Origin of the sequence: Mycobacterium sp. IS-1496 (assembly GCF_001499995.1) — a bacterium.
In the GTDB taxonomy this organism is placed as follows: Bacteria; Actinomycetota; Actinomycetes; order Mycobacteriales; family Mycobacteriaceae; genus Mycobacterium.
In genome coordinates this window covers 306,280-318,625 of sequence record NZ_LQIU01000001.1, presented here as the reverse complement: position 1 = coordinate 318,625, position 12,346 = coordinate 306,280, and the positions used below count along the sequence as shown (strand labels likewise).

Genomic DNA, 12,346 nt, shown 5'->3' with positions numbered 1-12,346 from the left:
ACCGACACTAACCAACCTGGGTGAGCGTGCACTCCCTAGAAGGCGCGCGTTCGCTCACAGCGTCACTCGTCGGCGGCTTGATCCTCGTTGTCGTCGTCGGCGGCCTCGGCGTCTCCGGCCTCGGCTTCCGCACCGCCCGCGGGTCCGAAGAATTCGCCGGTGTCGACGTCGTTGCCGTTGGTGTCCTTGACCGTGGCGCCGTGGACGACGGCCGCGATGGTCAGGCCGCGACGCACGTCGGCGAACATGGCGGGCAGCTGGTTGTTCTGCTGCAGGATCTGCAGCAACTGCTGCGGCTCGAGGCCGTACTGCCGCGACATCAGCACCAGCCGCTCGGTCAGGTCGCCCTGGCCGACCTGCACCTCGAGCTGATCGGCGAGCGCGTCCATCAGGAGCTGGGTCTTGACGGCCTTCTCGGCCTCGGTGCGGGTGTTGGCGTCGAACTCCTCGCGGCTGCTGCCCTGTTCGGCCAGCTGCTCGGCGAAGCGATCCTCGTCGTGGTCGAGGCCGTGGATCGCGTTGTGCACCGTGTCGTCGATCTGGGCCTGGACGATCTTCTCCGGCAGCGGGACCTCGGTCTGCTCGAGCAGCAGTTCCAGCGCCTTGTCGCGGATCTGCTCGGCCTGCTGGACGCGCTTCACCCGCCGGACCTGCTCGGTCAGGCTCTCCTTGAGCTCGTCGATGGTGTCGAATTCGCTGGCGAGCTGGGCGAACTCGTCGTCCGGCTCGGGCAGTTCGCGTTCCTTGATGGACTTGACCGTGACGGTGACGACGGCTTCCTTACCGGCGTGCTCACCGGCGGCCAGCGTGGTGGTGAACTCCTTGCTCTCCCCCTCCGACAGGCCGACGATCGCGTCGTCGAGGCCCTCGATCAGCTGGCCGGAGCCGACCTCGTGGGACAGCCCCTCGGTCTTGGCCTCCGGGACGTCCTGCCCGTCGACGGTGGCCGACAGGTCGATGGAGACGAAGTCGCCGTCCTGGGCGGGACGCTCGACGCCGGTCAGCGTGCCGAAGCGGGCACGCAGCGACTGCAGTTCGGCGTCGACCTCCTCGTCGGTGATCTCGATCGGGTCGACGGTGATCTCCAGCGCGGACAGGTCCGGCAGCGTGATCTCGGGACGGACGTCGACCTCGGCGGTGAACACGAGGTCCTCGCCGTACTCCTTCTTGGTGATCTCGATCTCGGGCTGCCCCAGCGGCTGCACGTCCGAGCTCGTCACGGCCTCGGTGTAGCGGCCGGGCACGGCCTCGCCGACGACCTGGTCGAGCATGGCCTCGCGGCCGACGCGGGCCTCGAGCAGCTTGCGCGGCGCCTTACCGGGCCGGAAGCCGGGGAGCCGCACCTGCTTGGCGAGCTCCTTGAACGCCCGGTCGAAGTCCGGCTCGAGTTCTGTGAAGGGCACCTCCACGTTGATGCGCACCCGGGTGGGGCTCAACTTCTCGACGGTGCTCTTCACTGCGGTCTCTCCTCATGTCTGGGTACTTCATCGATGCGGGTCGTATCGGTGGGTTTGTCGGGGTGACAGGATTTGAACCTGCGGCCTTCCGCTCCCAAAGCGGATGCGCTACCAAGCTGCGCTACACCCCGCGCCGTCACGGTCCGCACCGTGCGTGGATGCGCGGCGCTGACCACGCGAGATACTACGGCTTGTGCACCGAGCACCGACGCGCGAGGCAGCCAATTGGATTTGATCCGGTGCGCGCCGGTACGATCCTGCACGCAACGTGCGGGCGTAGCTCAATGGTAGAGCCCTAGTCTTCCAAACTAGCTACGCGGGTTCGATTCCCGTCGCCCGCTCCACGAACGCCCCTGTTAGGGGCGTTTCCACTGTCCAGCCGAGCTTTCGGCGGCTCCAATCGTCACGTCGACATGCCCTTCCGCGCCGTTTCGCGGCCCGCGACACCGCGTGCCACTTCGTTTGCTGCGTGTCGCGTCGGGAACCGCGCTTACCCACCCTGCGCTCGGCACATGACGGCATCGATTCAGCGGTTCGCACCAAGCTTGTGGGAGGAATGTCGACGGACCCCGAAGCTCCCTGACATTCGGTGGCCGCTGGGCCATGCGCATCTGTTCTGCGCACGTCTGCGCCGAACCGACCCAACTTCCCCGTCCGGGCGTGCCATGGTGGCGGACATGCCTCCGCCGAGTCTGCCGTCTCCGCCGCTCGTGTCGCCGCTGTTCGGTGGCCTCTACGCCGCGGCCTACGGCATCGGGGGTCAGCCGCTGGTGCGCCGGTTGGTGCAGAGGGTCGGGCCGGTCGTCGCGCTACCCGTCCTCGGATATGGCCGCGTCGTCGCGGTCGCCGACCCGACATTGGCCAAGCAGGTCTTCACCGCCAGTCCCGACGTGTTGCTCGGCGGCGAGGGCGTGGGTCCGGCCGCCGCGATCTACGGCCGGCGCTCGATGTTCGTGCTGGACGAGCCCGAGCACCTGCGGCGGCGCAAGCTGCTCACCCCGCCGCTGCACGGCGACACACTGCGCGGCTACGTGCCGACAATCGAGACGGCAACCCGCGCCGCGATGACGTCGTGGGCCTCGGAGTCACCCGTCCGCACGCTCGAAGCGGGTCGCGAGCTGACGCTCGAGGTGATCGTGCAGGTGATCTTCGGGGCACACGAAGCCGCCGAGATCCAGCGGCTGGGCAGCCCGTTCGCCGAGCTGCTCGACTTGGCGCTGTCGCCCGAGACACCGATCCGCTACGCGGCGCGCAGGCTCGGGGCGCTGCGCTCCTGGGGCACGCTGGCCAACCTCAACCGCAGAATCGACGAGGTCGTGCTGCCGCTCATCGCGCGTCGGCGCACAGCCACGGACCGGGGCCATGCCACCGACGTGCTGAGCATGCTCGTCGACGCACGCTCCGAAGACGGCGGCCAGCTGTCCGACAAGGAGATTCGTGACGACGCCATCACCTTGATGCTCGCCGGGCACGAGACGACGGCCACTACCCTGGCGTGGCTGGTGGACCTGCTGGCGCACCACCCCGATGTGCAGGACCGGGTGCGCGCCGAGATCGGCACCGGACGCACCGAGTACACCGAGGCGGTGATCAACGAAACGCTGAGGCTACATCCGCCTGCACCGATCACGGGCCGGATGACCGCGGAGAAGTACCGGCTCGGCGACTACACGCTGGCGGCCGGGACGCGCATCGTGCTGTTGCTCGACGCGATCAACCGCGACCCACAGACCTACCGCGATCCGGACGCGTTCGACCCCGAGCGGAGCCCGTCGATACTGTCGTCATCCGGGCTGCGCAGTACCCGCCTCATCGAGCGACAGGCGCCGACAGGCGCCGGCAGGCGCCGGCAGGCGCCGGCAGGCACGCGATTTGCCAGCGGACTCCCACCGCGTCCGGGAAGCGCACGGTTCGAAGCCACACGCAGGACTAAGCTCCCGTGTCATGCACCGTCGGAACGTTGCTGCCTTCGTAGCGCTCGCGATTCTCCTCGCGGGCTGCGGCTTACGAGTTCCCGACATCTTCAGCACGCCGACCGCTGCGACTAAAGCGCCTGCGCACCCGGTGTCGGTCAGCTTCACCCAGGTCGGCACTTCACTGAGCGTTCGACTCCGCAACCCGAATCCCGATGTCGGATTGGTTCGTTCCCCGTTCGAACTCGCGATGATCGACCAGGCGGGCGCGGTGATCGCGACCGAAGGGCAGGGCGGCATTCCGGGCGCGCCGGTCAACACGATCTACCAACTACCGCCCGGCGGCGAATACGGTCTGGACATCCTCGGCGTGCCGGACGGAAAGACCGTCGCCTCGGTGGAACTCACGATCCTCGGGGATTGGTTCGAGTGGGACACCGTCAATCCGCCGATGGTGACCGTGACGGACACCACCCTTCTTTCGGACGATGGCCTCTTCGGCCCCTCCGTGACCGGACGGCTGACGCTTGACAAGGACGGTCCGCTCAACGTGGTGGTCGTCGCGTTCGTGACGACATCGAGGGGGACCGTGGTGTCTGACGTACTCGTGGACTGCGTACAGACCGGACAGCGCAGAACCTTTCAGACCAACTCCATCGCCGACGCACGCGGGCCCTACACGTTGGAGGGGGTCGTCGCCTACGCCACTGCGGTGAAAGATGTGGGACCGAAGTTCGACCCCCGATGCTCGTCAGCCCCAGCGGGCGCCCCACCACCTGCTGCAAGCGGTGCGGGAACAACACCGCCGTCGCCGTCGCCACGAAGTACGTCCGTCCCGAGTCCGACCAGCAGCCCGCCACCGCTACGCATGCCGTCCATCTCCGACGCGCACGGCGACCGGCCCGACGGCGCCAGCGGGCATCTGGTCGCGGTGCGGCTGGCCCGCAACGACGGATACGACCGACTGGTTTTCGAATTCGCCGACGGAGTGCCCAGTTACACGATCGGCTACCGTCCGCTGCCGGCATACGCCGATCCGTCGGGCGCAGACATCCCGCTACCCGAGGCGAATGCCGCTGTACGGGTCGTGCTCAGCGGAGCGACGGGCAATGGAGCGGGCGTCGAGGGCGAGCGAACCTACTTCGGGCCGTCGACCGTCACCGCCGACACCGCAGTCGTCACCGAAGCCAAGGCGGCCGGCGACTTCGAGTCCGTCCTCTCCTGGGTCGTGGGACTTCGTTCTGAAGTCCCGTTCAGCGTCCTCGTGTTCAACGGGCCGCCCCGCCTCGTCATCGACTTCGTCCAATAGCGCGGCCGGCTTCCCGGGTTCGAGCCCCCCGCGTCGCCCGTCAAGCACCCTGGGCAGCACCGCCCGGGCCCCCGGAACCGGTGATGTCAGATTTCCTGTGACGCATACACCCTGGTGAAGGTCCACCTTGACGCGGTGACAAATTTCGGGGGGCGTCGCGGTGGGTATTCAGGCATGCCGCATGAGCGGTGCGGCGATGGTGGTCGACATCGGGCGGTTCCTCGCAAAGGGTGGTGGCGGCGGGTTGCGCCGTCGCGCCGTTCCTGGGCGAGGCCGACGCGTGGCCGCCTTGATTGCGCTGCAGCACAACATCTGCAATGCCCTTCTCGGTGACGCCAGTCATCGCCAGCTCGCCCTTACACCCCCGCAAAGCACCGATTGGAGGTCGCCGAACGCGGTTCGTCTCGTCGTCGCGACGACAGAACCTTCGGGATGTCATCTCCACTGGCGCAGCCAATTGTTTGCGCGATGAACATCATCGAAGGGGCGAACGTTGAAACCCTTGCCACCCGAACGGAAAGGCGTACGATCCGCTGTAACCAGCAAAGTTAAGATTTTGCTGATTCACGCTTAATGATCTTGTAGATGGATCAATGGGGGGCATGGCGATGTGCGCAGCAAATACATCGATGCGGCAGGTGGGCGCGACCACTTCTACGGCTGCGGCTACGGCCCGCTACGCGAAGTACATCGGTCGGGTGGGAGCGTTGGCCGTGGCACTGGGTGTAGGTGCTGCGGTGGCGACAACTCCCGGAGTGGCGTGGGCAGGTCCGGAATCCGGCGCAACGCAGGATGGTGGCGCCGGGACCGGTAACGACGGCGCCAAGCCACCGTCCGAACAAGACAGCGATGTGGACAACACATCGGATGAGACCTCGACCACCGAAACTCCCGATCGGCTGACGCCGCGCCAACGATTGCGGGCCACGATCGCCGATGTGGTGGGCCCGCGGGTGTCGCTGCACAGTTCGGACGAGGCGCTGAGGCCGTGGCGGATGGCGGCCAAGCCCGGCGGCGCGACGTCGGCGGACACGAATCCCGAAAGCCTGTCAGCTTCAGAACCCGAGCCGGTCTCGGAGTGGTTACCAGCGCCGACGACCACACCCGGTGGCGTTCGCCATCCGGTGGCAGCCGTGCAGACCCGGCTTCACGAACTGGTCACCGATCTCGGTGATATCGCAGACGTCGCCAAGGCCGCGCCGAAGCGGACCCCCGGCGACAAAGCGCAGACCCGACTTCACGATGTGGTCACCGATGTCGCCGATATCGCCGACAGTGCCGAAGCCCCACCCAAGCCGACCCCCGGCGACGATGCGGCGCCACGGCTGGCGACCGGTTCCCTGATGGGGGGCCAGTCCGTTGTTTCCGATGACCTGAGCACCGCACGGGCTGCGCTCTCACAGCGGCAGTCCGTCAATTTGCCTGCGGCTGAACCGGTTTCGACATTCACGCCGGCGCCGGTGAGCCTGCTGAGAAAGGTGTTGTCGACGGCACTGGCCCCGTTCTTGGCGACGACTCCTGCTGCGCCCGCAGACTCGCCGGTGTTGTGGGGAGTACTGGCGTGGGTGCGTCGTCAGTTCGAGCAACAGCTGCTCAACGACAAGCCGACCGTGTCGTGGGACGGGACGACCAGTCAAGGCATCGACGTCCAGACGGGCGAGCCCGTTGTCACCGGCGCTGTGATCGTCACGGACGAGGACAGCGACACGTTCAGCTACACGGCCAGCGACGGCGTCAACGGCGGCACCGTCGAGGTCGACGAGCAGGGCAGTTGGACGTACACACCGCCCACCGGCTGGAACGGAACACCCGACTTCACCGACACCTTCACCATCACGGTCAGCGACGCGAACGACGGCCCTCATCTGCACGGTCTTTCGGGTCTGTTCGCACCCGATGGCGGGCACACCGATACGGTCACGGTGAACGTCTCGGTCGCACCCGCTGATGGACCGCTGGTGGTCGAGCAACCCACACCGACGGGCAGCGGAACCTACACCACCGAACTGAAGTTCACACCGAACACATACGAGTCGGTCATCGCCGATACCCGGTCTGGCTACTGGCAGGTGGTTCCGGGCACCGAACATTTCGACCCGGATACCGGTCAGTGGACCGCCGAGATCAAGCCCACCCAAGCCGCGGAGCTCCGCCAAGCCCTCGGACTACCGACCGACTACACCCTCAACCTCACGGCAACACCGGCGCAGCCTGTGCAGCAGCAACCGGTGCAGACATTCGCCCTGCGGGCGGTCGGCCCGACCGCGTTGGCAGCCGCCGAAGAACCTGCCGGCGAGAACATCTCGGTGCCGCTGGGGGCACCGCCGGGCGCGGCGCTGCAGGTCGACGAAGCGGCGATTCCCGTCCGGCCCAACCCGGCCGGCGTCATCGTCACCGACAAGTATGCATACGTGTTGAGCTTCTCGGATGGCTCGGTAATGGTGATCGGTGCTGATCCTGCCGACCCTGCCACGTACAACCGCGTGCTCGACATGGACCCGAGTACGCCGGAAATTATCGATCCCATCCGACAGGGCGGGTTAGCGACCTTCGGTGCGGTGAGCGGCGATCGCCTGTACGCAGCGACCATCGGTCGCGGCGTAGAGGTCATCAACACCACTGACAACTCGCTCGAGGCCACGATCGATGTGCCGGGCAACGGCTGGGCACCGATCGTCAGTCCCGATGGGAAAACGTTGTACGTGACCACTTATGGGGGCGAGGTCTACGTCGTCGACATCGATCCGAACAGCCCAACCTACAACCAGGTGATCGACCTGGATCCCGCCGCCGAGTTTGTGCAGGGTATCCCGGTTGGACCGACTCCAAGCGGTCCATATCCCGACTACTACAGCGCGTTCAGCGGCGGCTTCGGCGAAGACGGAATCCTGTACCTGGACCGGGTACGCACAAGTTATGTGCTCGACGGACAGGGCGAGCCAGTTGGCACCGTGATAACCGGAGACATCATTGCCATCGACCCGGTGACGAACACGGTGGTCGGCCAACCGTTGCCGCTGGGCGAAGGGTACCCGGGCATCCTGGCCACCGACGGCAAGCGGCTGTATGTCCCGGTTCAGTACGGCTTCGACCCGAACGACTCGTCGAAGCCCCCCGCGCCGAGCTCTCTGATGATCGTCGACCTCGCCAGCGGCACCCCGGTTCTGGTCGACGTCGACCCGAGCACGCCTGAGCCGGACGGCATCCCAGTCGGGACTGGGGCACTCACCGTTGCCCTGAGCCCCGACGGCAGCCTCGCATATGTCGTCGCCGCCGGCGACGGCAACATCGTCGTGATCGACACCGTTGCCAACGAAGTGCTCGAAACCATCCCGTATGGCGATCCGGCTCAGCCGGGTCTGGATCCCAGCATCGTCGGCATCAGCCCGGACGGAAAGAACCTCTACATCAGCAACTATGCAGACGGGACCGTCACTGCGGTGCGCATCGTCCCGGTTGACCCAGACGTTCTGTAGAGCAGCTCAGCGATCCGACACCGCGCTCCTTCGGCAAGTCCCAGGGCCGCTCGACGCGATGGCGGACCTAAGTCGTCCAGCGCCCGTTGGCAGAGTGGGCCGCTTCCGTTCTCACCGTGCAGCGGCACCACGTGCGCGGGCAGGTGGTGAGCCCCCGGGGGTGACGCTGCCGCCATCTTCGACACCGTCGCGCCCGAACCACCCCACTCGAAGACACTTGCTATTTCAAATTTTGTGCGACGCATATACCCTGGTGAAATCCGGTTTGACGCGGGTGACAAATCGCGGGGGGCGCCACGGTGGGTATTCAGGCATGCTGGATGCACGGTGCGGCGTTGGCGGTCGGCATCGGGCTGTTCCTCTCGCCGGGGGTGGCGGCGGCGGATGAGCCCGCGCCCGATTCACCGGGGGCGGACGTATCCGCCGACGCACCCGGAGACACGCAACCGGCGGAGCTGACCGACGAGGTCGACGAGATCGACGAGGCCGACGAAGAAGTCGACACCCAGGACGACACCCCGGACGACGGATCGCTCGACGACGGTCTCGACGAAGAACTCGCCGCCGATGATGCCGACGAGGAACCAATCCGCGGCGGCTCACATGAGGATGAGCCCGAACCCGCTGACGAGGAACCCACCGACGACGAGGTCGTCGTCGATTTCCCCGCCGAGGTCGTCGACGAGGACGACCCGGCACCCGTCGTCGAGGAGCCCGCGGCCGAACGTCCTGCGCAGCTGTCGGAGCCACAGCTTGACCCTGAACCCGAGGTCGCCGCACCCCCGCCTGCCCTCGCACCCACTGAGGAACCCGCGGCGCGGCAAGGCATCGTCACCGCGCTGGCGAGTGCTTTCGGGTTCGGCGGCGCCCCCGCCCCGGTGGAATCCCCCGCCATGTGGGCGGTGCTGGCGTGGGCGCGCCGCCAGTTCTTCGGCGCGACGCCCACCACGACGACGGCCGTCCGGCAGACCACGTCGACGTCGACATCGTCGACGTCCACACCGGTCACGACCGTCAACGTCAAGGACTACGGAGCGGTCGGCGACGGGATCACCGACGATTCGGCGGCCATCAAGGCCGCCGAGGCCGCGCTGACGTCGGGACAGCGCCTGTACTTCCCCGAGGGCACGTACCGGTTCGCGCAACAGAATCCCACCGGCAACGCCGCGGTCCTGCTCAAGGGACTGTCCGACGTCACCGTGGAGTTCGCCCCGGGCGCCCGGTTGCTGATGGACAACCTCGACGCCAACGGGCACGGCACCAGCCACGGCATCCGCGTCGAGGGCTCGGCATCGAACGTGACAGTCCTCAACGCGACGATCGAGTGGAAGACCCGACCGTCGGCGCGCAGCTTCGGTGACGGCTTCTCGATCCTCGGGTGGGCGTCGGACACCGCTCCCCCGCCGGGCTGGACCGGATCGACCGGAACGGTGTCGAACGTCTCGCTGGTCAATGCCACGGTGATCAACGCGCCGCAGACCGGAGCGGTCTTCATGGGCGCCTCGGACGTGACGGTCACGAACTTCACCGCCATCGGCACCCTGGCCGACGGGTTGCACTTCAACGCGAACCGCCGGGTCACCGTGACCGGCCTGACCGCTCAGGACACCGGCGACGACGGCCTGGCGTTCGTCACCTATTACGACCCGACCCTGCCGCGGACATACGGCCCCGGCGACGGCCCGTTCAATCAGCCCGGGCTCGGCGAGTGGAACAACGGCGGCTCGGTGGCCACGAACATCACCGTCACCGGCGGGGCCGCCAGCGGTGTACGCGTGCAGGGTGGCTACGACATCACCATCACCGACGTCACCGTGAGCGGCAAGGAGTTCGGCCTGCAGGTCAACTCGGCGAAGGCCACGGGCCCCGGTGACTGGACGAGCCTCGCGTCGCGCGACATCGACATCTCGCACGTCACCATCGACGGCGTGCAGACCGGAATCGTCCTCGCCACCAACAACATCGACGGCACCGAGGCGTCCATGTGGTGGGACTTCTCTGGTCTGAGCATCAGCGACGTCACCATCCACAACGCGCGCAACTGGTCCATCGCCGTCGAAACGCCGTCGACGACCACGAGTGCATTCGCCGGCCTGACGCTGCGCGACATCTACGCCGAGGTCGACGCCGACGTCGGACCACTCGGAGGCGGCAACGGCGGGATACTGCTCGCATCGCTTCGGGACTCGGTGATCGACAATGTGCGGCTGGTGTCGGTCCACGCCAGTGACATCAACGTGCTGGGCGCGTCGCAGATCCGTGGTCAGTACGGCGTCGCGGATCTGCCGTCGTCGAATCTCACCATCGACGGCCTGATCCTGGAGGGGCCGGGCCGGATCCTCATCCAGGACATCGCCGGTCTGGAGGTCGGCGACATCGCCTCCTACGGCGCGCACGGCGCGGGCGTCGAACTCTTCCGGGTGAGAAGTGCGTCGTTCGACACCATCGGGGCCTACCTGCCCGGCCGAGGCACCGGTGCGGGCTGGGGTGTGCGACTCCTGCAGGTCGACGACCTCGACGTGGCGAACATCGAGGTCACCACCGACGACCACATCGGATCCTCTTGGTGGGCGGTCGAACTCGGGGGCGGTAACCCCGATCAGGACATCGCCGGTGACGGTGTGCGCATCGAGAACGTCACCTACGTCAGCGGTCGTGACGCGACCGCTTCGGACATCGTGATCCAGGGCGGTCCGTACGGCCCGGTCGAGTGGTACATCAACGCCACCTGGCTGCACCAGGGTGAGGCGACGCCGCTGTGGCGAGCGGCTTCGTGGGGCGATACCGCCCCCGCCGCTCACATGCTTAGCAGTCCGGACTCCTGATAGCGCAGGTCCGTGTTCACCTGCCACGGGTCGACGTCGTCGCCGAAGTAACGGGCGACGCTCTGCATCGCGCTCAGCATCGCGTGGTCCTGGTTGTCGTAGTGGTGCATGCCGTTGCGCCCGATCGGCCGAAGCGATGGGTGGTGCCGGTGCAGGAAGTCGCGGATCAGCGCCACACTCGTCTCCCGGGCGGAATCGTAGACAGGGTAGGCGTATTGCGAACGGACCACCATGACATGCTCCACCGCGCAGGCACCGACCCCGAGCGCACGAAGATCCTTATCGACGATCGCCGCCATGGCGTCGTCGTCGGCCCGCCAGAGGTCACCGTCGGTGTTGGTGAAGTACTCCAGGCCGAGGTACGTGCCGCCCCAGTTCGCCGGAGCCAGCGCCGGAGACCACCGGCTGTAGTTCTGGATGCGACCCACCCGCATGTGTCCGCTCGGGGTGTAGATCCAGTTGTAGGGCAGGTCGACACGATTGCGGAGGGCGACGCCGACCGTGATCAGAGCCCGGTGCTTCAGGGCCGCCGAAGCCGCCCGAACATGTTGTGGCGCAGCGGGTTCCAGGGCATCGACGAGTGATTGCAGCGGCATGCTGGAGAACACCGCGTCACCGGAGGCCGTGTCGCCGTTCTGCAGTTCGATGGTCCACGTCCGGCCGCGGCGACCCACCTTGACCACGGGCGAGTTCAGCGACGTGACCACTCCGCGGTCGGCGAGCACCGCCGCCGCGGCCTCCCAGAGCTGACCGGGCCCGAGGCGTGGATACCGGAAGACGTCCCGCGCGGCGAAGTCGCCTGCCCTGCGCCAGCGGATCGGCCGGATGCGTTGGTTCGCCCAGTCACTCGTCAGGTCGGCCGGATCGGCGAGCCAGGTCTTGCGGACGTAGCCGTCGAAGAACAGGGTGTACCAGTGGCGACCGAATTCGCGTGTCCCCCAGTCTTCGAAGCTCTCGGACCCGAACCCGCGGCGCCCCACCCGTTTCAGCCTGGACCGCAGCAGGTCACCGACGCCGCGCAGTCCGCTCCGGATGCCCAGCTGGGTGAGGAGATCCCGGCCGATGAGCGGGTACCTCACCCGTTGACCCTGCACCAGCATCGCGGAGCGTCGAGCGACCGCTACCCACTGGTCGGCGGGCAGCAGGGACCTCCAGACATTAAGGACGGCTTCGCTTCTGGTGAAGAACCGGTGCCCGCCGGGGTCGACGCGCCAGTCACCTCGACGCGGGGTGCGGGCCAGCCCGCCGACGTCTCCCGACGCCTCGTAGACCCGCGGCGTGACCCCGCGGTTGACGAGTTCGAGCGCAGCGGTGAGCCCGGCGGGACCGGCGCCGATGATCAGCGGAGTCCTGCTGTGCTCCATGG

Annotated in this window: 6 protein-coding genes and 2 tRNA genes; 5 read left to right on the top strand and 3 right to left on the bottom strand. The window is 67.2% G+C overall.

The window, feature by feature from the left end; all coding sequences use genetic code 11:
• Window positions 1-62: 62 nt before the first annotated feature.
• Both tig and AU195_RS01460 read right to left on the bottom strand, forming a co-directional pair.
• Window positions 63-1,457, bottom strand: a complete 1,395-nt coding sequence (gene tig, locus AU195_RS01465; protein WP_059157253.1) for a trigger factor — start codon at window positions 1,455-1,457, stop codon at window positions 63-65.
• A 57-nt stretch (window positions 1,458-1,514) separates the two neighbouring features.
• Window positions 1,515-1,588: transfer RNA gene (locus tag AU195_RS01460), tRNA-Pro, on the bottom strand.
• A gap of 139 nt (window positions 1,589-1,727) precedes the next feature.
• Between AU195_RS01460 and AU195_RS01455 the strand changes: the two genes are divergently transcribed.
• The 5 genes from AU195_RS01455 (at window position 1,728) to AU195_RS01435 (ending at window position 10,980) form a co-directional block, all read left to right on the top strand.
• Window positions 1,728-1,801 (top strand) — tRNA-Gly (locus AU195_RS01455).
• A 333-nt stretch (window positions 1,802-2,134) separates the two neighbouring features.
• Entirely contained in the window at window positions 2,135-3,505 is a 1,371-nt protein-coding gene (locus AU195_RS01450) for a cytochrome P450 (RefSeq protein ID WP_082702928.1), read from the top strand.
• A gap of 115 nt (window positions 3,506-3,620) precedes the next feature.
• Entirely contained in the window at window positions 3,621-4,679 is a 1,059-nt protein-coding gene (locus AU195_RS01445) for an AMIN-like domain-containing (lipo)protein (RefSeq protein WP_157530984.1), read from the top strand.
• 737 nt (window positions 4,680-5,416) lie between these two features.
• Window positions 5,417-8,155 carry an Ig-like domain-containing protein gene (locus AU195_RS01440; RefSeq protein WP_216636369.1) on the top strand — a complete coding sequence of 913 codons (2,739 nt, stop codon included), beginning with the start codon at window positions 5,417-5,419 and terminating at the stop codon, window positions 8,153-8,155.
• Between the two features lie 299 nt (window positions 8,156-8,454).
• Window positions 8,455-10,980, top strand: a complete 2,526-nt coding sequence (locus AU195_RS01435; RefSeq protein WP_157530982.1) for a glycosyl hydrolase family 28-related protein — start codon at window positions 8,455-8,457, stop codon at window positions 10,978-10,980.
• Here AU195_RS01435 and AU195_RS01430 read toward each other — a convergent pair.
• Window positions 10,953-12,344 (bottom strand): NAD(P)/FAD-dependent oxidoreductase, encoded by a 1,392-nt coding sequence (locus AU195_RS01430; RefSeq protein ID WP_059157249.1) that lies wholly within the window; start codon window positions 12,342-12,344, stop codon window positions 10,953-10,955. The genes AU195_RS01435 and AU195_RS01430 overlap by 28 nt on opposite strands.
• Window positions 12,345-12,346 lie beyond the last annotated feature (2 nt).

Excerpts from the sequence above, each read along its gene's own strand:
- AU195_RS01430 (WP_059157249.1), bottom strand. The coding sequence starts at position 12,344 with ATGGAGCACAGCAGGACTCCGCTGATCATCGGCGCCGGTCCCGCCGGG.
- AU195_RS01450 (WP_082702928.1), top strand. The coding sequence starts at position 2,135 with ATGCCTCCGCCGAGTCTGCCGTCTCCGCCGCTCGTGTCGCCGCTGTTC.
- AU195_RS01445 (WP_157530984.1), top strand. The coding sequence starts at position 3,621 with ATGATCGACCAGGCGGGCGCGGTGATCGCGACCGAAGGGCAGGGCGGC.